22 protein-coding genes are annotated in these 26,956 nt (G+C 60.0%); 9 read left to right on the forward strand and 13 right to left on the reverse strand.

What is annotated here, in order from left to right; all coding sequences use genetic code 11:
* The first annotated feature begins 77 nt into the window (after positions 1-77).
* The 5 genes from PUT78_RS08455 to atpC are packed head-to-tail and all read left to right on the forward strand — an operon-like array spanning position 78 to position 4,919.
* Positions 78-638, forward strand: coding sequence for a F0F1 ATP synthase subunit delta (locus PUT78_RS08455; protein ID WP_274351820.1), 561 nt, complete (start codon positions 78-80; stop codon positions 636-638).
* Positions 639-2,177 (forward strand): F0F1 ATP synthase subunit alpha, encoded by a 1,539-nt coding sequence (gene atpA / locus PUT78_RS08460; RefSeq protein ID WP_274351821.1) that lies wholly within the window; start codon positions 639-641, stop codon positions 2,175-2,177.
* A 21-nt stretch (positions 2,178-2,198) separates the two neighbouring features.
* Complete coding sequence (locus PUT78_RS08465) at positions 2,199-3,074, forward strand: F0F1 ATP synthase subunit gamma (protein ID WP_274351822.1); 876 nt, start codon at positions 2,199-2,201, stop codon at positions 3,072-3,074.
* Between the two features lie 20 nt (positions 3,075-3,094).
* A complete protein-coding gene (gene atpD / locus PUT78_RS08470; RefSeq protein ID WP_274351823.1) occupies positions 3,095-4,513 on the forward strand; it encodes a F0F1 ATP synthase subunit beta in 1,419 nt (472 codons plus the stop codon).
* Positions 4,514-4,523: 10 nt separating this feature from the next.
* Positions 4,524-4,919, forward strand: a complete 396-nt coding sequence (gene atpC / locus PUT78_RS08475; RefSeq protein WP_274351824.1) for an ATP synthase F1 subunit epsilon — start codon at positions 4,524-4,526, stop codon at positions 4,917-4,919.
* A gap of 331 nt (positions 4,920-5,250) precedes the next feature.
* On the opposite strand, the gene PUT78_RS08480 is transcribed toward atpC, so the two are convergent.
* The 8 genes from PUT78_RS08480 to PUT78_RS08515 all read right to left on the reverse strand — a co-directional run bounded on the left by PUT78_RS08480 (position 5,251) and on the right by PUT78_RS08515 (position 17,530).
* On the reverse strand, positions 5,251-7,707 hold the full coding sequence (locus tag PUT78_RS08480) for a DUF3772 domain-containing protein (RefSeq protein WP_274351825.1): 2,457 nt from the start codon (positions 7,705-7,707) through the stop codon (positions 5,251-5,253).
* 12 nt (positions 7,708-7,719) lie between these two features.
* Positions 7,720-8,751: a cysteine synthase A gene (locus tag PUT78_RS08485; protein ID WP_274351826.1), complete on the reverse strand. Its 1,032-nt coding sequence runs from the start codon at positions 8,749-8,751 to the stop codon at positions 7,720-7,722.
* Between the two features lie 90 nt (positions 8,752-8,841).
* Positions 8,842-9,282 (reverse strand): hypothetical protein, encoded by a 441-nt coding sequence (locus PUT78_RS08490; protein ID WP_274351827.1) that lies wholly within the window; start codon positions 9,280-9,282, stop codon positions 8,842-8,844.
* Positions 9,283-9,676: 394 nt separating this feature from the next.
* A complete protein-coding gene (locus tag PUT78_RS08495) occupies positions 9,677-10,753 on the reverse strand; it encodes a Hint domain-containing protein (RefSeq protein WP_274351828.1) in 1,077 nt (358 codons plus the stop codon).
* A 425-nt stretch (positions 10,754-11,178) separates the two neighbouring features.
* Positions 11,179-11,961 (reverse strand): DUF2189 domain-containing protein, encoded by a 783-nt coding sequence (locus tag PUT78_RS08500; RefSeq protein ID WP_274351829.1) that lies wholly within the window; start codon positions 11,959-11,961, stop codon positions 11,179-11,181.
* Positions 11,962-12,082: 121 nt separating this feature from the next.
* Positions 12,083-13,210 (reverse strand): peptide chain release factor 2, encoded by a 1,128-nt coding sequence (gene prfB / locus PUT78_RS08505; RefSeq protein WP_274351830.1) that lies wholly within the window; start codon positions 13,208-13,210, stop codon positions 12,083-12,085.
* A 390-nt stretch (positions 13,211-13,600) separates the two neighbouring features.
* Positions 13,601-16,150: a penicillin-binding protein 1A gene (locus tag PUT78_RS08510; RefSeq protein ID WP_274351831.1), complete on the reverse strand. Its 2,550-nt coding sequence runs from the start codon at positions 16,148-16,150 to the stop codon at positions 13,601-13,603.
* 123 nt (positions 16,151-16,273) lie between these two features.
* The gene (locus tag PUT78_RS08515) at positions 16,274-17,530 is read right to left on the reverse strand and encodes an N-acetylmuramoyl-L-alanine amidase (protein ID WP_274351832.1); all 1,257 of its coding nucleotides are present in this window, start codon (positions 17,528-17,530) and stop codon (positions 16,274-16,276) included.
* A 255-nt stretch (positions 17,531-17,785) separates the two neighbouring features.
* Here PUT78_RS08515 and PUT78_RS08520 point away from each other — a divergent pair, with 255 nt between their 5' ends.
* Both PUT78_RS08520 and PUT78_RS08525 read left to right on the forward strand, forming a co-directional pair.
* Positions 17,786-18,625, forward strand: coding sequence for a DsbA family protein (locus PUT78_RS08520; protein ID WP_274351833.1), 840 nt, complete (start codon positions 17,786-17,788; stop codon positions 18,623-18,625).
* 110 nt (positions 18,626-18,735) lie between these two features.
* Positions 18,736-20,586: an ABC-F family ATP-binding cassette domain-containing protein gene (locus tag PUT78_RS08525; RefSeq protein ID WP_274351834.1), complete on the forward strand. Its 1,851-nt coding sequence runs from the start codon at positions 18,736-18,738 to the stop codon at positions 20,584-20,586.
* A 195-nt stretch (positions 20,587-20,781) separates the two neighbouring features.
* On the opposite strand, the gene PUT78_RS08530 is transcribed toward PUT78_RS08525, so the two are convergent.
* The gene (locus PUT78_RS08530; protein ID WP_274351835.1) at positions 20,782-22,662 is read right to left on the reverse strand and encodes a bifunctional sugar phosphate isomerase/epimerase/4-hydroxyphenylpyruvate dioxygenase family protein; all 1,881 of its coding nucleotides are present in this window, start codon (positions 22,660-22,662) and stop codon (positions 20,782-20,784) included.
* A 301-nt stretch (positions 22,663-22,963) separates the two neighbouring features.
* A complete protein-coding gene (locus PUT78_RS08535) occupies positions 22,964-23,869 on the reverse strand; it encodes a LysR family transcriptional regulator (RefSeq protein WP_274351836.1) in 906 nt (301 codons plus the stop codon).
* A 420-nt stretch (positions 23,870-24,289) separates the two neighbouring features.
* On the opposite strand from PUT78_RS08535, the gene PUT78_RS08540 reads away from it, so the two are divergent.
* Entirely contained in the window at positions 24,290-24,496 is a 207-nt protein-coding gene (locus PUT78_RS08540) for a cold-shock protein (protein WP_228686443.1), read from the forward strand.
* 280 nt (positions 24,497-24,776) lie between these two features.
* Here PUT78_RS08540 and PUT78_RS23790 read toward each other — a convergent pair whose 3' ends face one another.
* Together PUT78_RS23790 and PUT78_RS08545 are read right to left on the reverse strand one after the other, a co-directional pair.
* Complete coding sequence (locus tag PUT78_RS23790; protein WP_420793484.1) at positions 24,777-25,130, reverse strand: GFA family protein; 354 nt, start codon at positions 25,128-25,130, stop codon at positions 24,777-24,779.
* Positions 25,090-25,521 carry an SAM-dependent methyltransferase gene (locus tag PUT78_RS08545; RefSeq protein WP_274351837.1) on the reverse strand — a complete coding sequence of 144 codons (432 nt, stop codon included), beginning with the start codon at positions 25,519-25,521 and terminating at the stop codon, positions 25,090-25,092. Before PUT78_RS08545 ends, PUT78_RS23790 begins: the two co-directional genes overlap by 41 nt.
* 182 nt (positions 25,522-25,703) lie before the next feature.
* Here PUT78_RS08545 and nikR point away from each other — a divergent pair, with 182 nt between their 5' ends.
* Complete coding sequence (nikR, locus tag PUT78_RS08550; protein ID WP_274351838.1) at positions 25,704-26,177, forward strand: nickel-responsive transcriptional regulator NikR; 474 nt, start codon at positions 25,704-25,706, stop codon at positions 26,175-26,177.
* A gap of 9 nt (positions 26,178-26,186) precedes the next feature.
* On the opposite strand, the gene PUT78_RS08555 is transcribed toward nikR, so the two are convergent.
* Entirely contained in the window at positions 26,187-26,954 is a 768-nt protein-coding gene (locus tag PUT78_RS08555; RefSeq protein ID WP_274351839.1) for an energy-coupling factor ABC transporter ATP-binding protein, read from the reverse strand.
* Positions 26,955-26,956: the final 2 nt, after the last annotated feature.

Below are 26,956 nucleotides of genomic sequence, written 5' to 3' on the forward strand. Positions count from 1 at the left end.
TCATATGCCGCGTAACTGTAGCATTCATGATATCGGGCCAGCGCGAGGTCCGGTGAAAACAAGATGGAAGGGTGGACGTGTCCGAACCAGCTTCGATCTCCTCTGGCATTGCCGCGCGCTATGCCACTGCAATTTTTGAATTGGCGAAAGAGTCAAAGACGCTCAAATCTCTGGAAGCCGATGTTGACGCGCTGGATGGCGCGCTGACCGAAAGCGCTGATCTGCGCAATCTGATCACATCGCCCGTTTACACGCGCGATCAGGTTGCCAATGCAATCACTGCAATCGCCAGAAAAATGAAACTGTCGCAAACTGTCGCTGGTGCGCTGGGCCTGATGGCCAGCAAACGCCGCTTGTTTGCCCTGCCACAGGTGCTGAACGCACTGCGCGCACGGATCGCCGACGAGAAAGGCGAGGTCACCGCCGAGGTGACAGCCGCGCAGACCCTGTCCAAGGCGCAGGAAACAGATCTTGTCAAAACGCTGAAAGCGCGTATTGGCAAGGATATCAAACTGAAACTGGCCGTCGATGAATCCCTTATCGGCGGTCTTGTCATCAAGGTGGGCTCGCAAATGATCGACACGTCGATCCGCGCACAGCTCGCGGCCCTCAAGAACAGCATGAAAGAGGTCGGATAAATGGGTATCCAAGCAGCTGAGATCTCTGCGATCCTGAAAGAGCAGATCAAGAACTTCGGTCAGGATGTCGAAGTCGCAGAAGTGGGCCGTGTGCTCTCGGTCGGTGACGGTATTGCGCGCGTCCATGGTCTGGACAATGTGCAAGCCGGTGAAATGGTCGAATTCCCCGGCGGCATTCGCGGCATGGCGCTGAACCTTGAAGCTGATAATGTCGGTATCGTTATTTTCGGCGACGACCGAGGCATCAAGGAAGGCGACACCGTCAAACGCACGAAATCCATCGTGGACGTGCCTGTGGGTGATGCACTGCTGGGCCGCGTTGTGGACGGTCTTGGCAATCCGATCGACGGCAAAGGCCCGATCGCAACATCTGAACGCCGCGTGGCCGATGTGAAAGCACCGGGCATCATTCCGCGGAAATCGGTTCATGAACCCATGGCAACCGGCCTGAAATCGGTTGACGCCATGATCCCGATTGGCCGTGGCCAGCGCGAACTGATCATTGGTGACCGCCAGACTGGTAAAACCGCTGTGGCACTGGACACCATTCTGAACCAGAAAAGCTATAACGAAGCTGCTGGCGACGATGAGTCCAAGAAGCTGTATTGCGTTTACGTCGCAATCGGGCAGAAACGCTCGACCGTGGCGCAGCTGGTGAAGAAGCTGGAAGAAACCGGCGCGATCGAATATTCGATCGTCGTGGCCGCCACCGCGTCCGACCCGGCCCCCATGCAGTTCCTGGCCCCCTATGCCGCGACCGCCATGGCCGAACATTTCCGCGACAATGGCCGCCATGCGCTGATCATCTATGATGACTTGTCGAAACAAGCTGTGGCTTATCGCCAGATGTCGCTGCTGCTTCGCCGCCCGCCGGGCCGCGAAGCCTATCCCGGCGACGTGTTCTATCTGCACTCCCGTCTGCTGGAACGTTCGGCCAAGCTGAACGAAGATCACGGTGCCGGCTCGCTGACCGCGCTGCCGATCATTGAGACCCAGGGCGGCGATGTGTCGGCCTTTATTCCGACCAACGTGATCTCGATCACCGATGGCCAGATCTTCCTTGAAACCGAACTGTTCTATCAGGGTATCCGCCCGGCTGTGAACACCGGCCTTTCGGTGTCGCGCGTTGGCTCATCCGCCCAGACCGATGCGATGAAATCGGTTGCTGGTCCGGTGAAACTGGAACTGGCGCAATACCGCGAAATGGCGGCATTCGCGCAGTTTGGCTCCGACCTTGATGCATCCACCCAGCGTTTGCTGAACCGCGGTGCGCGCCTGACCGAGTTGATGAAGCAAGGCCAGTATTCACCCATGACCAATGCCGAGATTGTCTGCGTGATCTTTGCAGGCACCCAGGGCTATCTGGACAAGGTTGCCGTGAAAGACGTGGGCCGCTTTGAAAAAGGTCTGCTGACCCATCTGCGCGGCAGCCACAAGGCGCTTCTGGATGATATCACCGTCAATGACCGCAAGGTCAAAGGCGAGCTGGAAGAGAAAATTCGCGCCGCATTGGATGAATTCGCGAAAGACTTCGCCTGAGGGCGGGGCAAGGAGTAGCGTATGGCAAACCTCAAGGACCTGAAAAACCGGATCGCGAGCGTCAAATCGACGCGCAAGATCACCAAAGCCATGCAAATGGTCGCGGCTGCAAAACTGCGCCGCGCCCAGGATGCGGCTGAAGCGGCACGTCCCTATGCCCAACGCATGGCAGATGTGGTCAACGGCCTTGCGGCATCTGTCGCGGGGTCGGAAACGGCACCCAAGCTACTGGCCGGAAGCGGGTCTGACCAGACCCATCTTCTGGTCGTCATGACTGCGGAACGTGGGCTTTGCGGGGGCTTCAATTCGTCCATCGTCAAGGCCGCGCGCGTGCGCGCCGGGCAACTGCTGAACGAAGGCAAGACTGTCAAGATCCTGACAGTCGGCAAGAAGGGCCGCGAACAACTGCGGCGTGACCTGTCTGCCCATCTGGTGGGTCATGTCGATCTGAGCGAGGTCAAGCGCGTCGGATATGAGAATGCAGCCGGTATTTCGAAACAGGTGTTCGACCTGTTCGATGCAGGTGAATTCGACGTGGCGACCATCTTTTATAACCGCTTTGAATCGGTGATCAGCCAGATTCCGACACCGCAGCAGATCATCCCTGCCGAAGTGCCCGAAACCGATACGGCCAAGTCCGAAACGCTTTATGAATACGAGCCGTCGGAAGAGGCTATTCTGGAAGACCTGCTGCCACGGTCCGTGACCACGCAGATCTTCACCGCGCTTCTGGAAAATGCGGCTTCTGAACAGGGCGCACGGATGTCAGCGATGGACAACGCCACCCGCAACGCGGGCGATATGATCGACCGGCTGACCATCCAGTATAACCGCTCGCGTCAGGCCGCGATCACCAAAGAGCTTATCGAGATCATTTCGGGCGCGGAAGCGCTCTGACGAACCCGGAGAGACATATAATGGCTTCAAATGGCAAAATCACACAGGTGATCGGCGCCGTCGTGGACGTGCAGTTCGACGGCGAACTGCCCCCCATCCTGAACGCGCTGGAAACCGACAATAACGGCAAGCGGCTGGTGCTGGAAGTGGCGCAGCATCTTGGCGAAAGCACTGTGCGCACCATCGCCATGGACGCAACCGAAGGTCTGGTCCGTGGTCAGGCAGTCACCGATTCGGGCGAGCCGATCATGGTTCCCGTAGGCGACGCAACACTGGGCCGCATTCTGAACGTGGTGGGTGAACCCGTCGACGAAGGCGCGCCGATTGCCGCGACCGAACGCCGCGCCATCCACCAGCCCGCCCCCGGTTTCGCCGAACAGTCGACAGAATCCGAAATTCTGGTCACCGGTATCAAGGTCATCGACCTGCTGGCCCCCTATTCCAAGGGTGGCAAGATCGGTCTGTTCGGTGGTGCCGGTGTGGGCAAGACGGTTCTGATCATGGAACTGATCAACAATATCGCCAAGGTGCATTCGGGCTATTCGGTATTTGCCGGTGTGGGTGAACGTACCCGCGAAGGCAACGACCTGTATCATGAGATGATGGAGTCAGGCGTTATCAATATCGACAACCTGGCGGAATCCAAAGTGGCGCTGGTTTACGGCCAGATGAACGAACCCCCCGGCGCGCGTGCGCGTGTGGCGCTGACCGGTCTGACACTGGCCGAACAGTTCCGCGACCAGTCGGGCACCGACGTTCTGTTCTTCGTGGACAACATCTTCCGCTTCACGCAGGCTGGTTCGGAAGTGTCGGCACTTCTGGGCCGTATCCCGTCCGCCGTGGGCTATCAGCCGACGCTGGCGACCGACATGGGCGCGCTGCAGGAACGCATTACATCGACCAAGGCGGGGTCCATCACCTCGGTGCAGGCGATCTATGTTCCCGCAGATGACCTTACCGACCCTGCGCCGGCCACGTCATTCGCCCACCTTGACGCAACCACCGTTCTGTCGCGTGCGATTTCGGAACTGGGCATCTACCCGGCTGTGGACCCGCTTGACAGTAACTCCCGCCTGATGGACCCGACCTATATCGGGGATGAGCATTATCAGGTTGCGCGCGATGTGCAGGGCATCCTGCAGCGCTACAAGTCGCTTCAGGACATCATCGCCATCCTCGGCATGGACGAATTGTCGGAAGAAGACAAAATGACCGTGGCGCGTGCGCGCAAAATCCAGCGCTTCCTGTCGCAGCCTTTCGACGTGGCAAAAGTGTTCACTGGCTCGGACGGCATTCAGGTTCCGCTGGAAAAAACCATCGCATCGTTCAAGGCTGTTGTGGCCGGTGAATATGACCACCTGCCCGAAGCCGCCTTCTACATGGTCGGCGATATCGAGGATGTGATCGCAAAAGCCGCGAAGCTGGCCGCTGCGGCCTAAGGGGGGCCTTATGGCTGACATGATGCAATTCGACCTGGTTTCGCCCGAACGCAAGCTGACATCCGTTCAGGCGTATTCGGTGCAGATTCCGGCAGCAGAAGGCGACCTGACGGCCATGCCCGATCATGCGCCACTGATCACCACGCTGCGCCCCGGCGTGCTGGTGGTGAATGGTGCGGACGGGGAAACCCGTTTTGCCGTGACGGGGGGATTTGCGGAAATCACCCCCAGCGCGACATCTGTTCTGGCCGAACGCGCCTATCCGATGGGTCAGGAAGGCCGCGATGCATTGCAGGCGCTGCTGGACGAAACCCGCGCCAAGGCGGCCAGTGCGGAAGGAAATGACCGGGACGCGCTGAACAAGACAGCTGATGACCTGGCGCAGACCATTTCCACAATGAACTGAGCGTCTTCGGTTCTGACAACAATAGAAAAGCCCCGCAGCACATGGTGCAGGCGGGGCTTTTTCATGGCGTGCGGGATGTTCATGGCGTGCGGGATGAGGCGCCATGGCATGATCAGATCAGACCGGGGCATCCCGTTTGCGGGCGGTTTCGGGGGTTGGGGCATGCTTTCGCGCGGAACAAAAGGCGCAAAGCCCGCCACGCCATAGGCCCGGCCATCCGGTGGCCCGCCGATAGCGGGGCTTCACCCTCTCTCACCGTGGGTGCAACCAGCCTCCCGGCTCCACCTGGCCGCTAACCTCAAGCGCACAACTGACAGGAACGCGCGCCCCCTCAGCGACCGTCCGGCCCGTCGGGGTCAGTGTCACCGCCCGCATCGCCCTCTGTGATCTCATCATGCTGCATGGCTTTCGGCTGCGCCGCTTCAGGTTCGGCGTCCGGCGTTGCGGGCGCTGGCGTATCGCCGCGCAGCACTTCGGGATTGCGCAGCCATATATCGCGCTGCGCAAAGGGGATCTCTATCCCTTCCTGCTGGAACCGCTCGGCAATCTGGTGGCGCACCTCGGTTCGCACAGCCAGACCAAGCCCGACATCACTGATAACAATACGCAATTCGAATTCCAGCGCATCGGCCCCGAAATCCGTAAAATGAACTGCTGGTGAAGGGTCCAGAAGGGCCAGCGGCTGCGCATCGCCAATCTCTTTCAGGATGCGTTCGACCTTGCGGGTATCCGACCCATAGGCCACGCCCACGGGAATAATGACGCGCCCTGTCTGGCTGAAGCGTGTCCAGTTCGTCACTGTACCCGAAATCAGATCGGCATTGGGGACAATCACATCTGTCCGGTCAAAGGTTTCGATAATCGTGGAGCGTACCGAAATGGATCGCACCGTGCCCATGGTGGAGCCAACCTCAATCCAGTCCCCTTCGGCCACCGGCCGTTCAATCAACAGGATCAGCCCCGAAATGAAGTTGGACACGATGTTCTGCAGGCCAAAGCCAATACCAACCGACAGCGCCCCCGCGACAATGGCTAGTCCCGACAGGTCAATCCCGGCAGTCGAAATGGCCACCAGACCTGCAATAAAAATACCAATATAGCCAGTGCCGGAAATAATAGCTTTCTGACCACCCTTGTCGATCCTGGTTTTGGGCAGGACAGAGGAACCAAGCGCGCCCTGCACCATCCGCGTCAGCATATACCCGATTGAGAATATGATGACGAAACTAAGGATATTGGTGGGTGAAATCCGTGTGTCGCCAATGCGGAAGCCTTCGCGCAGCACTTGCCACATTTCCAGCAACTCTGTCAGCCGCACGCCCCAGACCAGCGCGAAAACCGGCAGCGACAACACAACCAGACCAAAACTGATCAGCGCCGGAATCAGGGCGTCGGGATCATCCGGATTGCGCCCGGTGACCATATCATGGAAATCCGACACCAGTTGCGCGATGAAGATCAGAACGGCCACAAGCCACAGCGACATGACGGCAGGAAACAGCACGGCTTCAGCGGCCTGCACATAGCCGATGGCAGCAAAAACCGGCGCACCCGCACCAATGACAACCGCCCCGCGCCCAAGAATATTGATCATCCGGTCATAGAAGCGCCGCTCGTCGCCCTGATCGGCGCAAAGTTTCGTGTGCAGCGTCATCAACGACCCGAAGCGCATCAGCACAATGCCTGCCAGCACCAGAACCGGGAACAGGATGACCGCATTCGCCGTATCTGACTGCTGATCGGGGTCGATAAACGCCATAAGCATCAGCGACAGGCCAAAGATCAACCCCATCAGATGCGACAGGAAACGCCCCTCACGGCGGCGGGTTTCTGGCAGTTTCAGCGGCATCTGGGGCGTGTCAACGGCGGGAAAAATCTCGCCCCCGGCCCAACGCGCCGCGAAATAGATAATTCCGAACCCGATCAACGCATTGGTCAGGTCACTGCCGATATCGCCGATAATCCCGGTCAGGTCCAGCGCCACCGCAACCGCAATAACTGCCGTCACCGGAACGATAATCTGCGCCAGCGATGCGACTTCAGCAAAGACACGTCTGCTTTTGTGCGCGCCCCCTTCATGCAGCAGCCGCGACACGGCACGTTCGATCCAAAGCCGTCCGCGTAACAACACGAAGCCCGCAAAAGCGAATAACAGCAGCACAATCGGCAGATTTGAGCGGAATTCACGCAGGCGCGCGGGGTCAGTCAGCGCATTGGCGACCTGCGTATAGAAGGTAAACCCACGGTCCCAGACAGCATCCGCTGCGTCAACCCAGTTCACAGGATTGATGGGCGATGGCCACAGTTCCAGCAGCGCTTCGGCCTGCCGTTCGCGCAAAAGCACATCAATCTGGCGGATCATCCCGTCTGCACGGCGAAAGGCTTCCTGCGCGGCAATTCCCGGTGCCTGCAATGCCGCAAGCTGTTCGTGCAGTTCTACGCGGCGCGCGGCAATTTCCGGTGCTTCGGATACCCCTTCTTCCGGTGCGGCACCAAGGGCTGAAATCTGTTCGCGCAGGCTGGCGATACGGGATTGATTGGCATCCTGCGCCGCCAGAAAAGCCGACCTGAAGGCGACCAGTTCCTGTCGCAGTTCCTCCAACACCTCCTCTGTGGGGGTGCCATCATCAATGACGTTTTCCGCCCGTGTCGCAAAACTGCGCCATGCTTCATAATCCGGCGCTGTGCTGGCCGCGTGTTCCGTGGATTGTGCCAGCACTACCTGTGGTGGCGCGACAATGGCGATAGTGCAGAAACACGCCAGAATGAAAACTTTTATCAGTTGCATGGGATAAAGCTATCAGCCTTCAAACACTGTGGGAAGGGTGCGGTTCTCACGGTTCAGCCAGCCGGGCACCGGCAAATCCTTGCTGCGCAGAAATTCGGGATTGAACAGCTTTGACTGATAGCGCGTGCCGTAGTCGCACAGCACCGTGACAATCACATGTCCCGGCCCCATGTCGCGCGCCATGCGCACAGCACCCGCCACATTCACGCCCGATGACCCACCAAGGCACAGCCCTTCTTCGGCCAGCAGGTCAAAGACATAGGGCAGCGCTTCTTCATCAGGGATTTGCGCGCAGAAATCCGGCGTGAACCCGTCCAGATTGGCCGTCACCCGTCCCTGCCCGATGCCTTCGGTGATGGACCCGCCTTCGGATTTGAATTCGCCGCTGGTGTAGAAACTGTAAAGGGCCGCCCCCATAGGGTCTGCCAGGCCGATTTTCACGCCCCTGGGCTGCAACGCCTGCGCAACACCGGCCAGCGTGCCACCAGACCCCACAGCACAGATAAACCCGTCCACACGGCCATCCGTCTGCGCCCAGATTTCGGGGCCTGTGGTTTCGACATGCGCCTGACGGTTGGCGATATTGTCAAACTGGTTGGCCCAGATCGCGCCATTGGGTTCGGTCTGCGCCAAGGCTTCGGCCAGACGCCCGGAATAGCGCACGTAATTATCCGGGTTGCGATAAGGGGCTGCGGGCACTTCGACCAGTTCGGCACCTGCCAGCCGCAGCATATCCTTTTTTTCCTGACTTTGCGTTTCAGGTATGACAATGACCGTGCGGAACCCCATCGACGCGCCCACAAGCGCCAGCCCGATTCCGGTATTTCCGGCGGTCCCTTCAACAATCGTGCCGCCCGGTTTCAACGCCCCGCGCGCGACCGCATCGCGGATAATATACAGCGCTGCGCGGTCCTTGACCGACTGGCCGGGGTTAAGAAACTCTGCCTTGCCAAGGATTTCGCAGCCGGTTGCGTCGCTTACCTTGTTCAGCCGGATCAATGGCGTGTTCCCAATGGCCTCTGCCAGGTTTGCGTGACGCTTCATCAGGGTTCTCCAGTATTGTAGAAAGGGCCAAATGCTGGCCCGGTTCAAGCAAGGCCGCACCCGCCAGTGCCAGACAGGGTGAAACGTGGGTTACAGACGCCCGGACCGTTTTGCCGTGCGCGCATAGACCCACATCCCGAAACTACCGAATGCCAGCGCAGACGCGTATTCCAGCGGCCTGATTTCCATGATCTCAGTGTGCCCCTGCAAAAACGCCAGCACGCCCCAGACCAGCGCCACAAGGCTTGCCACAAACGCAAGCGCCAGAACCAGCACTGATGCCCGGTCCCCCAGCAACAACAGCACTGCCCCCAACAGGCCAAGCCAGATTCCCGACGTCATCGCAATAGCGGCCCAGTCCGGCACGCCCTGCAAAAACCCGCCCAGACCAAGCGGTTCAGGCAGCACAATGATTGCGCCAAGCGCATCATATCGCGCGATGACATATTCCAACGCCAGAATGCCGAAACAGGCAATGCCGATAACACCGAAAACCGTTACCAACACACTGCGCGCCCGTTTTGCCACCATAATACACCCCCGCCTATGTTTGCCGCAGATTGCCTTGGGACGCGGTCAGTGTCCACCCCAAAGGGCGAAACACACGCGCGCATCTTGCGGGCGCGCAACCACGCCATGTGCCAGCTTGTTCCTTGTCGGGCGGTTTGCCAAAAGGGCAGTATCCCGCAATCCGGAGCCACGCGGTTGATGAAACCTGGCGGAACCGGAAGTTGCGCACCCAAAGGCGCGACGCAAAGGGCGCAAGCCCGCCACGCCTTCGGCGGCCCGTCCCGCGCCCTGCCAATAGCGCGGGCTTGGTGCATGCCCCAACGGCTGTTTTCGCCCGGAACGACGATGCAGAAAAAGCAAACTGCCGCGCTGGCATACAGCGCGGCAGGAACCGAAACCTGCAATCAATAGGCGATCAGGCCGCGAGCAATGCGCGGACTTCGCTTTCCTTCAGCGTCAGCCGGGCTGCGACATAGGCGTCCTGCCCCGGGATGCTGGTAAGTTCGGGGAACAAGGCCAGCAATTCAGCGCGCTGCATGTCATCCATGCCACCCAGTGTTTTCTGGCCGGGCTGGAAACTTTCGCTCCAGGCCCCTTCGCTGCGAATAATCTGATGGCTGCTGAACATGACATGCACATAGGTCACAGGGGCGCTGTCACGCTGAATGCCCGGTTGCCCGACAAGATGAATGGCGGGAACCAGAACTTCATGTTCGCCAAACAGCAATTCCGCGCGCTGCCCGCTGATAAGAACGCGGTGCCAGGGCGACACGCGCAAATCGCGCTGCGGCAGGCCCGCACCCAGCGCACCCGCGCGGATAATAACGGCGTTATAGTCAGGGTGTTCTGCCAGTTCCTGTGCACCAAGTTCGCGCGACCCCGCCCAGACGACAGGCAGATAACCATTGTCGCGTGTCATCACCAGATCGCCGATCATGATCTGTTCAACCGGTTTCCGCCCATCGGCCGTATCAATCAGCGTGCCCGCGACAAAACACGGGATGGTGACATCATCATCGCCGCTCAGTTTGTTGCCACCCTCCGGGCCTTCGTTAATCCCGGCTTCAACTGTCGGGGGCGATGCCACCTCGATTGCGTGAATATGGCCGGGCTGCCAGGGATCGTCGGGGTTGAATGAATCGGCGGGCGAGATGAAGGAAATCTGAGACCCGTCCTCCGCAGTCAGTGTAAGGCCGATTGTCTGGCCCGACTGGGTGAATTCTTCGCCGGTTTCCGGGTCGATCTTCGTGAACGCGCCCCAGAAATTGTAAATTCCGGCCAGTTCATATTCCACACCATCGATGATGGTAGTTGACCCGACAGGAATGGACTCATCCACAACACCGTCGGGGCGTTCGAATGTAATACCATCAAGGACGCCCACCAGCTCCGTTTGTGCGGGGTCGGGATCGTAGCCGAAAACTGTCCTGAAGCTGTCGGTATCCACGCCAGCTCCGCTCAGTCTGATCAGGTCATTGATGGTCACCGACATGTTCTTGAACCTTTATTCTGTACACCGTATTGCCGAAGGGAAAACCTGAACCGGAAACCGCCGGGTAGTTGCCAAACGATAGGCAGCACGTCTTTCCCAAACGCATCTCATATTTGTCAGGTTTCATGCTTACATAGATATTGTGGCATAATAACGGCAATATCGCGCATTATAAATGGGAAAAAATGCCTGTTTTTTTCCGTTATCGGCAAGGTGGGATGCACTGCGCGGGATTGTGCCTATACTGGAAACACACACGCCAAAATACAGCCCGGCAGAAAACCGGTTCAGCGCCGAAAGATTCGGGATTCGTTTTTCGCGAAATATGGACCGCGCGCGGAAACCCGCATGCATTGCTGATGCGGACGGGTGCGGAACACGGGACCTGCCCGCTGTGCCCGCCGTTTCAAGCTGCTGACAGCACGCTATCGCAGGATCTGCCGATATAAATGCCAGGAGGCGTGGCCAAGAACCGGCAGCACGACAAACAACCCCAGAAAAAACGGCAGCATGGCAACAAACAGCATGGCCGCGATCACGGCGGCCCAGACGCCCATGACAAATAAATTCTTCATGACCGCCGAAAAAGACGTGATCATCGCCGTTATGAAATCCACCTCCTTGTCCAGCAGCAAGGGCAGACTGATGACCGAAAGCGCAAACAGCAGCGCAGCCATGCTGCCGCCAATCACCCCGCCGACCAGCAGCATCATCACGCCCGACCCCGTCATCAGCATGTCAAATGTGGAACTGGTGATGGGGCGCAGGCCGAAAAACAGCGCGAAAATAGTATGCGCCACGAAGACCCAGAACATGAAGGCCAGCATGATGACCATGGCCATGGACGGCACCTGCCGGTCCCGCTGCGCAAAAACACAGCCCGCAACCGCCCCCCAGCTTAGCGGTTCGCCCTGTTCAAGCCTGCGGCTGACCTCATACAGGCCGGTCGCGGCAAAGGGCGCAAGCAACGGAAACCCAACAGCGATGGGAATGAACCACCAGCTTTGCCCCGAGGCCAGAAACACCGCGTAAAGCACCAGCCCCCCCAGCACATAAACCAGCGAAAAGGCCAGTCCGAACAGCGGTGCCCGCCTGAAATCCGACCATCCCGCGCGCAGCGCAGCGCCAAGATCGGCCAAGGTTATGCCCCCCGGTTCCGGTATCACAGATGGCGGCAGATGGGTGCCCTGACTTGAATTGTCGCTCATGATGTCCTCCGTTCCCTGCGGGAAAGGATAGGGCTGCGTCATTCCGTCATGCAAGCGAATTCAATGGCCGGCGCGGGCCATTCACGCGGTTTGCGGGCCGGCTTCGTGCGGGAACCGCGCATCAGTCGGTGGCGTTTGCCTCTGCGCGGGATTTGCCCGACACATCCATTGCCAGCGTGGCCGCCATGAACCCGTCAAGAGCGCCATCCAGAACGCCCTGCGTGTCCGATGTTTCATAGGATGTGCGCAGATCCTTCACCATCTGATAGGGGTGCAGCACATAGGACCGGATCTGGTTACCCCAGCCCGCGTCGCCCTTGGCGTCGTGTGCGGCCTCGATCGCTTCGGTGCGTTTGCGCAATTCCATCTCATAAAGCCGCGATTTCAGCGCGTTCATCGCGATGTCACGGTTCTGGTGCTGTGATTTCTGGCTGGATGTGGTGACAATGCCGGTCGGGATATGGGTGATCCGCACGGCGGAGTCAGTGGTGTTGACATGCTGCCCGCCCGCACCCGATGACCGGTAGGTGTCGATGCGGATGTCAGAGGGGTTGATGTCAATCTCGATATTCTCATCAACGACGGGATAAACCCAGACAGAACTGAAGGATGTATGCCGCCGCGCCGAACCGTCAAAGGGTGAAATCCGCACCAGACGGTGAACCCCCGATTCCGATTTCAGCCAGCCATAGGCATTGTGGCCCGAAATCTTGTAGGCGGCGGACCGGATGCCCGCTTCCTCGCCCGCGCTCTCGCTCATCAGTTCAACCGTATAGCCCTTTTTCTCGGCCCAGCGCACATACATGCGCGCCAGCATTGACGCCCAGTCGCAGCTTTCTGTGCCGCCCGCGCCTGCGTTGATTTCAAGGAAGGTGTCGTTGCTGTCGGCTTCGCCGTTCAGCAGTGCTTCCAGTTCCTTGGCGGCGGCGGATTTGGCCAGTTTGCGCAATTCCTCTTCGGCTTCAGCGATGACTTCGGCATCGCCCTCTGCCTCTCCCAATTCGATCAGGCCGATCTGGTCTTCCAGTTCCTGCGCGATGCTGCGGTAGGTGCCCAGCGCATCTGCCAACAGGCGGCGGTCGCGCATCAGGGCCTGCGCGCGCGCAGGATCATTCCACAGATCGGGGTTTTCGGTCATGGCGTCGAATTCTTCCAGCCGGTGCGGCGCGGTGTCGATATCCATCCGCTGACCAAGCAGGGCCAGTGATTTGCGGATCGCGTCAATGGTGCTAAGCGTCTCTGCGCGCATGGGGATCGTCCATTCCTGTAGCTGAAAGCCGGGTCTGTCCATACCGCGACCGGGCAACGGGGGCAAGCCACCTGCGCCCGCGATGATGGGGGCAGGCCGGCATTGCATTGCCCAAAGCCGGGGCGGATGCGGTGGTTCTGGCCTGATTGGGAGATTGATGAATGGATATAGCCCGCGCCAACGGTGGGCCGGGGTCTGCCGGTCCTACATTCGAGAAATTCACTTTATGCAGGCGGCATAACTCCGCCATTCAAGGCCTGGCGTGACGCTGGGTAACCGGCAGGCCGCGAGACGGCCAGACCTGTGGCGCGGCGGGCTTGCGCCCTTTGTTCCGCGCCTTTGGTGCCACAATACCGGTTTCAGATCGGTTGCATCAGCCGCGCAGCGCCCTCAATACAGCCCGCCCGTTGACACTGTGCCGAAACTGGCCGCTGGTGGCGTGCCGCCACCGCTGGTGCGGTCATCGGGCAACTGGCCACGGCCGGAATCCTCGCGCTGCAACTCCTGATAGGACTCGCCCGGTTCGAACATCGGCAGATCGCCCCCCAGCGCAAAACCACCATCGATGATCGCGGCCAGACCAAAGATCGGTTCCACCCCTTCGCGGAAGAATTCGGCGATGACATTTGCGCCACTGGCCCCTTCGGGCAGTCTTGCGCCAGTGTGACGGTCGATATTGATGAAATACCCGCCGGACGGCACACGGAAACGGCTGCCGCCATATTTCTTGACCGCTTCCTGCATGAATTCGTTGAACACAGGGCCACACATGGTGCCGCCCCCTGCCCCGCGCCCCAGCGGACGCGGCTGATCATACCCGATATAGCATCCAGCCACGATATTGGACGTGTAGCCCACAAACCAGACATCGCGCGCTTCATTGGTGGTGCCGGTCTTGCCCGCAGTCGGCACCGGCAGGTTGACGGTGCGCGCCGCAGTGCCGCGCTGCACGACCCCCTCCATCATGGAGGTCAGTTGATAGGCGGTGACCGCATCCATCACGCGCTGGCGCTGCGAGGTAATCCATGGCCCGCGCCCTTCGGGCAGGTTCGCTTCGCTGCAATCCACGCAATTGCGCTGGTCATGACGGTAGATGGTCTGGCCCCACCGGTCCTGCACCCGGTCCACAAGCGTCGGTTCCACCCGTTCACCGCCATTGGCAAACATTGCATAGGCCGCGACCATGCGGAACAGCGTGGTTTCCTGACTGCCCAGCGCAGCGGCCAGATAATGCTGCGAACGGTCGTAAACCCCGAAACGTTCGGAATAGCCGCCCACAACATCCATGCCGATTTCCTGCGCCAGCCGCACAGTCATCAGGTTGCGCGACATCTCAATCCCGGTGCGCACGGGCGTCGGGCCATAAAACTGGTTGGTGGCATTGGTGGGCCGCCAGATACCCTGAACGGTTTCAACTTCGATCGGGGCATCGATGATGATCGTGGCGGGGGTGAACCCGCTGTCAAGTGCTGCGGCATAAACGAACGGCTTGAACGCGGAGCCAGGCTGGCGCTGCGCCTGTGTGGCGCGGTTGAACACCGAATCCTCATAGGAAAAGCCGCCCTGCATGGCGATGACACGGCCTGTATTGACGTCCATCGCCATCAACCCGCCCTGCACTTCGGGCACCTGCCGCAGGGACCAGCGCTGAAATTCACCGGAACTGTCCAGAACGCGGCGCACATGGACGACATCACCCACTGACAGATTATCGGATAGCGACCCGCGCGCCCAGCTTATATCGGGGCGGTCCACGACATGCGGGGCATCCTGATCGCTGCGGATATCTTCAATGCCAAGCCGCACCTGATCGGGCGACACGTCCAGCACCACAGCGGGATACCAGCGCCCGCCCAGGGTAATATCGCGCGCTATTTCAACGCGGGCCAATGCCGCGCGCCATCTCGCCTCTTCCGCCAGATCGTCGGGGGAAAGTGTTTCACCGCTGGGGCGCAACTGGCCGCGGCTGCGGTCATATTCTTCCAGTGCGCGTTGCAGCGCATGGGCGGCATGGGTCTGCATTTCGGGGTCGATGGTCGCACGGATGCTCAGCCCGCCGGTAAAGAATTCCTCCTCGCCGAATGTGCCTGAAAGCTGACGCCGCACTTCATCGGTAAAATAATCGCGCGGCGGAATGCTATCGCGCGGGCTGGCAAAATCGCCCGACTGCACAGTCAGCAGCGGCAGGTCGCGCGCGTGGTCATGTTCTGCACGCGAAATATGGCCGTTACGCAGCATTTCCCCCAGCACATAATTGCGCCGCGCCACAACGCGGTCACGGTTGCGCACAGGATGATAGTTCGACGGGGCCTGTGGCAGCGCGGCCAGAAACGCCGCTTCATGCAGTTCCAACTCATCCAGCGTCTTGTTGAAATAGGTCTGCGCAGCCGCCGTCACCCCATAGGAATTCTGGCCCAGAAATATCTCGTTCAGGTACAGTTCAAGGATCTGGTCCTTGGTCAACGTCCCTTCCACACGCGATGCCAGTATCAGTTCCTTGATCTTGCGTTCACCCGTGCGGTCGCCCGATAACAGGAAGTTTTTCATCACCTGCTGCGTGATCGTGGACGCGCCGCGCACATTCTGCCCGCGTGAGACGACCGCTTCATACCCGGCAACTGCAATCGCGCGTGGATCAAACCCGCCATGCGCATAGAAATTGCGGTCCTCGGCACTGATAAAGGCATCCTTGACCAGTTCCGGAATGTCATCAATCGGGGTAAAAAGCCGCCGTTCAGTTGCGAATTCATCGATCAGCCGCCCTTCGCCGGAATAAATTCGGCTGATGGTGGGGGGGGAATAGTTGGCCAATTGTTCATGGCTGGGCAGATCCTGCCCATACATCCAGAACACCCCGCCAACGGCAAGTGCGACAAAAAACGCAGCCGTAATGGCGAAACTGAACAGACCGCCGAAAAATGATAGAATCGCTCTTAGCACGCGTGGAACCCCTTGGACCATGTGGCGCGCTTATACGCGCATTCCTTCAGCAGGTCAAAAACCAGCCAATCACTTTCCCGGGTTTTAGCGGATGCCTTGCCGGGGGTGCCGGATGCACTGAATTCACTGCCTGCGCAACAGGTTCCGGGCCTGATCGTCCAGCAGCCAGGCGTCTATGGAATCCGCAATCGCGTCGGCCATGCGCGCGGCCCAGTCAGGATCGCGCAGATTGGCCAGATCGCGCGGGCTGGACATGAAGCCAAGCTCAATCAGAACCGACGGCATGTCAGGCGCGCGAAGCACACTGAAGGCTCCCGCCTGCACGGGGCGGCGGTGCAGGCGCAGGCCGGTTGCGGCAATTCCATCCACCAGCGCATCCGCCAACGCCCGAGAGCGCGGCACCGTGTCCTGCCATGTCACCGACATCAGCACGCGCGCAATCTCATCGCTGCTGCGCGCCAGATCTACGCCGGCCAGCAGGTCGGCGCGGTCATGGCGCTGCGCCAGATATGCGGCTGCATCGTCGCCTTCATCTTCACCCAGCAGGTAAACCACCGTGCCCGTCGCCAGCCCTTCGGGCAGCGCGTCTGCATGCAGCGAAAGGAACAGGTCGGCCTGCGCCGCCCGCGCCGCCCTGATCCGCCCGTCCAGCGACACAAAGACATCCGCATCGCGGGTCATGGCGACATCAACCTGCCCCCGGCGCAACAATTCTTCACGCAGGCGGCGGGCAAAGGCCAGCACCAGATCGGATTCGCGGATGCCATCACGTTCGGCACCGGGATCAATGCCGCCATGGCCCGGGTCCAGCATGACCACAGGCCGCGCGGGGCCATCGCGCGGCGCAGCCTCATTCGCAGATGGCGGGTGCAGAAGGCCCGCCGGATAGCGCGCCAGAAATGCCGATTCGCTTGTCGCGCGTTCCTCAAATTCATCCAGCGGGACACGGCGCAGTGCCAGATGAATGCGCGCCTGTCCCGTTTCGGGGTCAACGCGCTGTTCGGTCAGATAGGGCAGATATGGCCCAGTCATGTCCAGCACCAGCCGCGCCCAGCCATCCGGCAGCGTGCCCGTGCGCATATTGCGCACCCCTGCCCCCGGATTACCGGACCCGACTGCGCCCTGCGCCCAGTCTACTGTGCCCAGATCCAGCACAAGGCGGGGCGGCATATGCAGCACCCGCACCCGGTAGGGTACTGCCTGACTCAACGACAGGTCCAGCAGAAGGGATTGGGGATTGCTTTCCAGGCGGGACTCTTCAGCCAGCACACGCGCCTGCGCAAGCAGGCGGTTTTGCTGCGCCTGCGCGGGCTGCGCCATCAGCACAAGGATCAGGACGCAGCCCAGAACAGCCGCCCAATCCAGCGGATTTCGCGTCACGCCCCTGTTCACCTGTCTGCCCGCTCGATTGCTGTTGTCGGGCGCGACATTACACTGAAAGGCAGGCAGCGCAAATGACCAACCCCGCCCTGTCCGACCGGAATGCGCAGCCCCGCGATCAATTCTGCGAAAGCGACGATTTGTCCGCGCCCTTTGGGTTGATTCTGGCCCTGCCACAGGGTTTAAGGAACCAAAGACGGATTTACCCGGCCCCTGATCGCACTGCGCAAGGGCCAGCTTTACAAGGAGCAGCACATGACCCTTCCCGTGACCGACACCGCCCTGATTGCAACCTGCATGGCGGCAGCGGCCCTTGGGGTTGTGGTATTGTCCGGCGCGGGCGGGTCCGCGCCGGTGGACATTCCCGCAGACGAACAGACCGTGCAGGAAACAACGCAGGACACGCCGGGCGCGCAGCCCCTGTCCGATACTGTCGCTGTGGATGCAGAATTCGGTGAGAAAGTGCGCAGCTACCTACTGCAGAACCCCGAAGTCATTTTCGAGGCGGTGGCCGAATATGAAATGCGCAATACCGCATCGCAGGCGGATATGGATCTTGCCCTGATCGACGCCAATTATGACAAAATCTTCAATGACGGGTATTCGTGGGTCGGTGGCAACCCTGACGGGGATCTGACCCTTGTGGAATTCATGGATTATCAATGCGGGTTTTGCAAACGCGCCTATCCCGAAGTGACCAGCTTTCTGGAACAGGACGGCAATGTGCGCCTGATCATCAAGGAATTCCCCATTCTCGGGCCGGAATCCGAACTGGCATCACGTTTCGCGATCGCCGTAAAACAGTTGGCCGGCGATGACGCCTATGGCGAAGTGCATTCCGCGCTGATCCAGTATGAAGGGCGCTACACCCCCGAACTTCTGACCAGTCTGGCCGAAGATATGGGCCTTGACGGGAACGACGTGCTGGCCATGCTCGATGATGACAGCATCACCGAAATCCTTAGCGAAAACCGGATGCTGGCGCAGCGTCTGCAGATCAGCGGCACGCCCAGCTTCATTATGGAAACCGAATTCCTGCGCGGTTTTGTTCCCGCTGACACACTGGCGATGGTGGCCGAAACGCTGCGCGACTGACATGCGCGGGCGGCAATGCTGATCCCCCGGCCCGTCGCGGTGCCGGGGGTTTTCATGTCAGGCTGACAGCCCACCTTGACGCGCCGCTGATTTACAGGCACTTCGCCCGCATGCTGCATATAGACGACATCACATTCTCCATCGACGGTCGCCCCCTGTTTGACGGGGCTTCGGCCAATATTCCCACAGGCCACAAGGTCGGGCTGGTCGGGCGCAACGGCACTGGCAAAACCACGCTGTTTCGCATGATCCGGGGTGACCTGCCGCTGGAAGGGGGCGCGATCACGCTGCCATCGCGCGCGCGCATCGGTGGCGTGGCGCAGGAAGTGCCATCCTCATCCACATCCCTGCTGGAAACGGTTCTGCAGGCCGATGTCGAACGCGCCGCCCTGATGGCGGAAGCCGAAACCACCACGGACCCCGCGCGCATTGCCGCTGTGCAGACACGTCTGGCGGATATTGACGCATGGTCCGCCGAAGGGCGCGCAAGTTCCATCCTGAAGGGGCTTGGGTTCGACACAGCAGCACAGGCCCGCCCCTGTTCGGATTTTTCGGGCGGCTGGCGGATGCGGGTGGCACTGGCGGGGGTGCTGTTTGCGCAGCCCGATCTGCTGCTTCTGGATGAGCCGACCAACTATCTGGACCTTGAAGGTGCCTTGTGGCTGGAAAGCTATCTGGCGAAATACCCCCACACGGTCATCATCATCAGCCATGACCGCGGTTTGCTGAACCGCGCGGTCAGCCATATCCTGCATCTGGAAGACCGCAAACTTACGCTTTATGCAGGCAATTACGACACGTTCGCACGTACCCGCGCCGAACAGCGTGCCGTTCTGGCCGCCGAGGCGCAGAAAGTTGCCGCTAAACGCGACCATATGCAGAAATTCGTGGACCGGTTCCGCGCGAAGGCTTCAAAAGCAAAGCAAGCGCAGTCACGGCTGAAAATGCTGGAAAAGCTGACGCCCATTACCCCCCCGGCCGAAGCCGCGCGCCATGTTTTCACCTTCCCCGCCCCGGAAGAACTGTCACCGCCCATTCTGCGGCTGGACGGGGTTTCAGTGGGCTATGGCGGCCCGCCCGTTCTGCGCAATCTGGAATTGCGCATCGATCAGGATGACCGCATCGCCCTGCTGGGGCGCAATGGCGAAGGCAAATCCACCCTGTCGAAATTGCTGGCCGACAAACTTGAAGGCAATGGTCAGATGACCCGCGCCAACAAGCTGCGCGTGGGCTATTTTGCGCAGCATCAGGTGGATGAACTGGAACTGGACGAAACGCCCCTGCAACATTTGCAGCGCATGCGCCCGATGGAAGCGCCGCCCCGCCTGCGCGCGCGGCTGGCCGGTTTCGGGCTGATGGCGGAACAGGCAGAAACCGTGGTCGCGCGGCTGTCGGGGGGGCAAAAAGCCCGCCTGTCGCTGCTGCTGGCCACACTAGATGCGCCGCATATGCTGATTCTGGACGAACCGACCAACCACCTGGACATCGAATCGCGCGAAGCGCTGGTCAACGCGCTGACCGTCTATACTGGCGCTGTGGTTCTGGTCAGCCATGACATGCACCTGCTGTCGCTGGTGGCGGACCGGCTGTGGCTGGTATCGGGCGGCAAGGTCACCCCCTATGAAGGTGATCTGGAAAGCTATCGTACGTTCCTTTTGTCCAACGATGACAAGCCCGCGCGCGAAAAACCCAGCACGCCAAAGCCCAAACGCGCCAGCCGCGAAGATATTTCAACCCTGCGCAGCGATCTGCGCAAGGCCGAAGCCCGCATCGCAAAGCTGGAAGACATGCGCAGCAAACTGGCCACCAAACTCGCCGATACGGAACTGTATGAACAGGGCCGCGAGGGGGACTTAGGCGTGTGGCAACGCAAATACGCCGAAGTGATGGATGCGCTGGACCGCGCCGAAACGCTTTGGGTGGCCGCGCAGGAAGCGCATGATTCAGCGCAGAACGCCTGAAATCCGGGCCAGTCGCGCACCGGTTTGTGTACGCGGAACCTTCGGGCCAACCGAAGACGGCATGATGGGGCGCTTGGTGTTTTCAAAGCATCGCCTGGCCGGAAGCAGATCGCGCCGCATTCCGGCCTGATGACTTCGCATGTCCGAGTAGCAGAAAACCGGTTCCTGCTTCGTTTCGTGACATGCGATGAACACCTAGCGCAGTGGCATGCCCTGCGCGCGCGACACCCGGCGCTGTGCGGCAATGCGGTATGGGGCATTCGCCGCGCCATATCCCGCGTGATTCCCGTCCCGCTGCACAATCTCGAAGAACAATCCGTCACGTCGCGGTTTGCTGAACAGCTGGAAGAAACTGCCACCCTCTTCTTCGTCATAAAGAATGCTTTCGGCTTCCAGCCGCGCAAAAAGGTCTTCCGGCAATCCGAAACGGGTCTTCAGGTCGGCATAGTAATTTGCGCCCAGACGCAGCCGTTCAAACCCGCAGGCCGCCAGCTTGGCGGAGGTCGCAAAGATATCATCGGTGCCGAAGGCCACATGCTGGACTGATGCGCCCAGACTGTCCTGAATGAAGCGCCCCGCGAAGGTGCGGTGGTTTTCCGCCCCGTTCAGCGTCAGGCGCAAGCCGCCGCTTCTGATGGCCTGCGACCGCACCAGCCCGCCGGGATCAATGACATCCACAATGGGTGATTTCTGCGCATCAAACAGCGTTGTATAATAAAGTGACCAGCTCAGCATTTCGTCATAGGCCATGGTCTGGCCGATATGGTCGATGCGCGTCAGCCCGGCCCCGCCCGACACGGGCTGCACCGCGAAATCACGTTCCCAGATACGCCGCAGTTCCGGCCCGTCATCCAGCAAACGCAACAACCCGCCCCCCAGACTGTGCAGGGCCGGGATGGCCAGTTCGCCGGGGCCGTGTTCGGTTGCGTCATCCGCATCGGCCCCCAATTCGCGCGCGCGGGTCTGAACGGCGCTGGCGTCGGGCACCTGCAGGGCAATTTCACTGACGCTGGTGCCGTGGTTCACCCATGTCAGGTGGGCATGCCCCTTGTTTTCAGTGTTTATCAGAATGTTGATCTCGCCCTGACGCCACAGCGACACGGATTTCGACACATGCCTGCCTGCATGTTCGAACCCCGCGCGCGCCAGGAATGCGCCCAGATCCGGTTCTTCTTCGGCAGACGCAGCAAATTCCAGAAAGGCCACGTCCTGAACCTGCTGGGGTGCGGGCATGACCGGCAGGCGCTGGGGCAGGTCCGGTTCCGCGCGTCGCGCAGCGTCCAGCAACGCTTTCAACGCGCGCAGACCATCATGCGCAATCACCCCTGCAACACCGCCGCGGAACTGGTCATTGAAAATTTCAGGGCTGAACACATGGTCATAGCCAGTGGCAAGCACAGCCCGCGTAAAACCTACGACATCCATTTCCCCTTCCAGCGGCATGCAGCGGAAATGGCGCGACAGATACAGCAGATCCATATCGATCTTTGGCGCATCGGCCAGATGCACATAAAAAATGCGGTCCCCCGGAATCTGGCGGATGGTGTCCACGTCAATGCCGCGCGCAAGGGTATGAAAACTGTCCAGCACCAGCCCAAGCGCGGGATGATCAGCGCGGCGCACGATTTCCCAGGCATCACGGTGGTCGTTCACATAACGCCCCCAGGCCAGCGCTTCATACCCCACACGCAGGCCACGGCTTGCGGCACGTTCACCCAACTCGCGCAGATCAGCGGCAGACCGGTCAACGCCCCCCCGCGCCGCCGGATGCAGGTTGGAACAGACCAGCATCAGATCGCAGCCCAACTCGCCCATCAGGTCGAACTTGTGCTCTGCCCGCGCAAAAGCGCGGCTGCGCAGGGGTTCTGGCAGTCCCTCGAAATCGCGGAATGGCTGGAACAGTGTTATTTCCAACCCGGAATCGCGCACCATACGCCCGATTTCGCGCGGACTGACATCAGAGGCAATCAGATCCTGCTCAAATATCTCGACCCCATCCAGCCCGGCTGCGGCGATGGCTTCCAGCTTCTGGCGCAGATCACCGGCAATGGATACTGTGGCAAGCGAAAGTTTCATCTTCCCTCCGATGGGATTTGCAAATCCGCGCACAAGCGCGCCAGATCAAGTGGCATTCCGTCAGAAACCGTGTTTCGGCAGGCATGGAATGAACGTCGGAGCCCGTTCCGCGCCCGTCATGGCCTTGCGCGCGGGCCTTGGCGCGGATGGGCACAAGGTGCAAACCCGCCCCCAAACGCTATAATAGGCCCGAAGTTCATTGCGCGCTGACGGTATTATTCAGCGTTCCAGACATAACGTCAAATATCAAATCTGACGCCATATGAACATAATGTTCATTCCAGTGCGGCGCAGCGCGATGTCAGCTGTCGGTCGCGGCACGCAATTCATGCCGGAACCGCTTGATCGTGTATTCGGCGAAATTGGACAGGTTGCGCCCTTTCTTGCGCACCACATGGATATGCACGGTCGCTTCCTCCTGCAGGGGGCGGCGCACAAGGCCGGGCAGATACACTTCGGCCACGGAAAATTCGTCAATCAAGGCAATCCCCAACCCGTGCCGCACCAGACTGACCACCGTTTGCGCGAACCGTCCCCGCATAGACTGGCGCAATTCAATCCCTGCATCACGGAAAGGTCTGGTCAGAATGGCGCCATACGGATCGGACGGGTCAACACCGATCAGCGGTTCATCCACCAGATCATGCACCGACAAGACCGCGCGTTCCGCCAGCCTGTGACCTTCGGGCAAGATGACAACAATGCGCCCGCGCGCCAGTTCGATATTCTCTACCCCCGGATTCTCAATGGCCGATGACATGATCACGAATTCACCCCGTTCCAGCAGCAGGTACTCAACGGTTTCTTCGATCTTCAGGATATTCAGATCAATAAACAGGTCCGGATAGCGCGCCCGCACTGACCGCAGCACCCGCGCGGCAATGAACTGCGCCACTGATGGCGCGGATGCAAAGGCCAGATCCGCCCCGTCACCCTTTTGCAGATTGACCAGCGCATGATGCAGGTTTTCCACCCCGCGATGCACTTCGCGCACCTGATCAAACACTGCGCCTGCCTCCACTGCCGGGATGAACAGCCCTTCGCGGCGCTCAAACAGGCGCAGGCCAAGGGTTTCTTCGGTATGTTTGACAAGGCGGCTGATTCCCGGCGGCGACACGCCCAGAAATTCCGCAGCACCGCTGATGGTGCCGCGTAGCATGACGGCGCGAATAACCTCTATCTGGCGCAGGGTAAGTTCTTTCATCATGTTCTCCCGAAGGGAAGATTAACACAGCGTTACCAATTAGCCAGAAACGATAATCGAAGTTAATAATATTTCCGTTGTTCGTTGCTGTGTGCTTCTCCCGAACCTCTGAACAGTTGCAGGCGGCACCTTCCCGGCCATATCGATGACCGGCGTCATTGCGCTTGCAGGTATCGTTGCGCGCAATCCGGTTCTGACCATCCCTGCCACCTGCCCGGGGGACCGTACATCCGCACAAACCATACCCTGCCTGCAACTTTATCCCGGAGACCCCTTGCAATCGTACCCGCAAGCAGACATATAGGGCAGGCATAGCTTCTTCATTCGATCTTCTGTCTCCTTCCGGCTTCAGTTGCGACTCTGACGACACTGGGCCAGGCCACCGCAATGACGCGGGTGGTACTAAATTAAGGAGATATCACGATGGCTAATGGCACCGTGAAATGGTTCAACGCAACCAAAGGTTTTGGCTTTATCGCTCCCGAGCATGGCTCCAAGGACGTTTTCGTCCATGTGACCGCTCTGGAACGCGCAGGCATTCGCCAGCTTGATGACGGCCAGGCCGTCACATTCGATCTGGAAAGCGACCGCAATGGCCGCGAATCCGCGACGAACCTCGCCCTCGCCTGAACGATACGTTCAGCGTCGACGGACGTGACAAGATAAAAGGCGGGGGGTGACAAAAGTCACCCCCCGTTTTTTTAACGATCTGACCCAGACCTGCATGCGCATTGCACGTCCCGGTGGTCACGCGGACCGCCATAGCGCGGGTTTCATCCCTGCCCCAACCGCCCCCCCCGCAAACAGAGTGCTTCAGCATGACCGGGCCACGCCATGACCTGTTGAAAAACAGTCGCGGGAAACCAGACCTCCATTCATTCTGGTTCAAATATCCACCAAGTAAACCCGGTCAGCACCCTGGCGCAACACCGGCATAGAAGATGCGGAGTTCAGGCACCGAGCCGGGCACCGAATAAAGGCGGGTGCCGCATATCGTGCAGAAATAACGGACGATACCTTGGCCTGCATCGCTCGTATCCTCATACTGGCGCATGTCACCCCGGATTCTGACGCGACCCTGCTCGAATCCCATAAATGGTGTTCGTCCCGGCCCAGACATCCGGCGGCAATGCGAATATAGGCAGTAGCCCGCGAATTCAGGTTCTCCTGTGGCCTGCCAGCGGCAGCGCCCACAAAGGCAGGCACCTGTGAAAATCTTGTTGTCAGGTATCGATCTCGTCACCTCTGATCGGCACGGAAGCATCAATGATGAGCAATCCTTCCGGTTTGAGGGCGGCTTTCAGCTTCTTCATCGCGCGCCGTCCCGCGTCGGGGTGGCGACCGTCCAGCGCCCCCACGCGCATGGCAAAGGCAAGGTCGAACCGACCTTCACCGGGTACGAGCGCGAAATCCTCTATAGCCACCGTTCTGAATTCCAGTTGACCCGCTTCGAGTTCTGATACCGAACAGCGCATAGCAAGCTCGATGGCTTTCGCCGACCGGTCTATGGCAAGAATCCTGCCATCACCGATCCGGCGCGATACCTCTCGCGCGGCCACACCGGGGCCGCACCCGATTTCCAGAACCCGGAGACCCGGCCGCAGCGGCAATGCATCCACAAAATCCGCAATTCTGGACGAGATTTTCACCGGCATAGCCCGATAAATTTACCAGAGGGGCCGGACAAGCGACAGAATAAATTCCGCTTGGTTCGCATCTTTTCAGCTCAAGGCAGTCGTATCAAAGGGCCGCCCGTTTCTGCGCGACTGGCGCGTTTCTTCACTTGCCGCCTGCCACATGTCATGCCAGCCTGAACGCAAAACAAGGATATATGCTCATGCAACGTGTTACCATTACGCTGCCAGATACGCTATGCGCCGAACTGGATGCATTTGTGGCGGCGCGGCGCTATGACAACCGGTCGGAAGCAGTGCGCGATCTGCTGCGCTCAGGTCTGCGCGATCAGGGTCGGGGACCGGAAGATGGTGATGCGATGGGCGTTCTGTCTTACGTCTATGACCACGACACCCGCGATCTGGCCCGTCGGCTGATGCATCACCACCATGACCACCACGCGCTGACAGTAACCACGACCCATGTGCACCTGGATCATGATACCTGTCTGGAAACCGCCATCCTGCGCGGGCAGGTGGCGGCAATACAGGCCTATGCGGACGGGGTGCTGGGCCAGCGCGGGGTCATGCATGGCAACCTGTTCCTGATCCCTGTTGAGGCCCGTCACCATACCCATGACCATGGTGACGGGCAGAAAACAGCGCATGAACACCTGCATGTGAAGAACAGCTTCTGAGATGTCAGGTCAGGAACCGCTGCCGGCCTGTGGCCAATGCATATGCGGCGCGCGCTCATGCGGGGTCAGGGAATGGGGCACTTCCTGCCCATGCGCGGCCATCAGCCCCGCATCACCCAGCACCTCGCGGGCGGGACCATCGGCGCAGATGCGGCCCTGATCTATCAGGATGACACGCGGGCACAGTTCCAGCACCAGTTCCAGATCATGGCTGGCAATCAGCAACGCCTGACCAGTCTGGCGCAGCAGCGTCATCAGATTGCGGCGGTTGCGCAGATCCAGCCCCGCGCTGGGTTCATCCAGCAGCATCAGCGCGGGCTGCATCACCAGCGCCCCTGCAATGCAGGCGCGGCGTTTCTCGCCCCCCGAAAGCTGATGCACCGGCCGCGTGGCCAGTCCGGTCAGGTGACAGGCCGCCAGCGCCTGCGCCACGCGCAGATCCAGTGCAGCGCCCGCCAGCCCCATGTTGCGCGCACCAAATGCCACGTCTTCGGCCAGCGTCGGGCAGAAAAGCTGATCCTCGGCCTGTTGGAACACTAATGCGACATCGGGCAGGAACTGCCCGGTCTGCATCTGCCGGCCCATCAGGCGGACCTGACCGCCAAGCGGCGCAAGCACGCCTGCAATGGACAGGAACAGGCTGCTTTTGCCCGCACCGTTGGGGCCGACAAGCGCGACGCGTTCACCATGATGCAGCATCAGCGAAATATCTGCCAGAACCGGTGCCTGTCCCGGCCAGCCTACGGACAGCGCATCCAGATGCAGCAATTCTGTCATCG

Source organism: Roseinatronobacter alkalisoli (assembly GCF_028745735.1).
Classification (GTDB): Bacteria; Pseudomonadota; Alphaproteobacteria; order Rhodobacterales; family Rhodobacteraceae; genus Roseinatronobacter; species Roseinatronobacter alkalisoli.

Excerpts from the sequence above, each read along its gene's own strand:
- atpA (WP_274351821.1), top strand. The coding sequence starts at position 639 with ATGGGTATCCAAGCAGCTGAGATCTCTGCGATCCTGAAAGAGCAGATC.
- PUT78_RS08465 (WP_274351822.1), top strand. The coding sequence starts at position 2,199 with ATGGCAAACCTCAAGGACCTGAAAAACCGGATCGCGAGCGTCAAATCG.
- atpD (WP_274351823.1), top strand. The coding sequence starts at position 3,095 with ATGGCTTCAAATGGCAAAATCACACAGGTGATCGGCGCCGTCGTGGAC.
- atpC (WP_274351824.1), top strand. The coding sequence starts at position 4,524 with ATGGCTGACATGATGCAATTCGACCTGGTTTCGCCCGAACGCAAGCTG.
- PUT78_RS08480 (WP_274351825.1), bottom strand. The coding sequence starts at position 7,707 with ATGCAACTGATAAAAGTTTTCATTCTGGCGTGTTTCTGCACTATCGCC.
- PUT78_RS08485 (WP_274351826.1), bottom strand. The coding sequence starts at position 8,751 with ATGAAGCGTCACGCAAACCTGGCAGAGGCCATTGGGAACACGCCATTG.
- PUT78_RS08490 (WP_274351827.1), bottom strand. The coding sequence starts at position 9,282 with ATGGTGGCAAAACGGGCGCGCAGTGTGTTGGTAACGGTTTTCGGTGTT.
- PUT78_RS08495 (WP_274351828.1), bottom strand. The coding sequence starts at position 10,753 with ATGTCGGTGACCATCAATGACCTGATCAGACTGAGCGGAGCTGGCGTG.
- PUT78_RS08500 (WP_274351829.1), bottom strand. The coding sequence starts at position 11,961 with ATGAGCGACAATTCAAGTCAGGGCACCCATCTGCCGCCATCTGTGATA.
- prfB (WP_274351830.1), bottom strand. The coding sequence starts at position 13,210 with ATGCGCGCAGAGACGCTTAGCACCATTGACGCGATCCGCAAATCACTG.
- PUT78_RS08520 (WP_274351833.1), top strand. The coding sequence starts at position 17,786 with ATGACCCTTCCCGTGACCGACACCGCCCTGATTGCAACCTGCATGGCG.
- PUT78_RS08525 (WP_274351834.1), top strand. The coding sequence starts at position 18,736 with ATGCTGCATATAGACGACATCACATTCTCCATCGACGGTCGCCCCCTG.
- PUT78_RS08530 (WP_274351835.1), bottom strand. The coding sequence starts at position 22,662 with ATGAAACTTTCGCTTGCCACAGTATCCATTGCCGGTGATCTGCGCCAG.
- PUT78_RS08535 (WP_274351836.1), bottom strand. The coding sequence starts at position 23,869 with ATGATGAAAGAACTTACCCTGCGCCAGATAGAGGTTATTCGCGCCGTC.
- PUT78_RS08540 (WP_228686443.1), top strand. The coding sequence starts at position 24,290 with ATGGCTAATGGCACCGTGAAATGGTTCAACGCAACCAAAGGTTTTGGC.
- PUT78_RS23790 (WP_420793484.1), bottom strand. The coding sequence starts at position 25,130 with ATGCTTCCGTGCCGATCAGAGGTGACGAGATCGATACCTGACAACAAG.
- PUT78_RS08545 (WP_274351837.1), bottom strand. The coding sequence starts at position 25,521 with ATGCCGGTGAAAATCTCGTCCAGAATTGCGGATTTTGTGGATGCATTG.
- nikR (WP_274351838.1), top strand. The coding sequence starts at position 25,704 with ATGCAACGTGTTACCATTACGCTGCCAGATACGCTATGCGCCGAACTG.
- PUT78_RS08555 (WP_274351839.1), bottom strand. The coding sequence starts at position 26,954 with ATGACAGAATTGCTGCATCTGGATGCGCTGTCCGTAGGCTGGCCGGGA.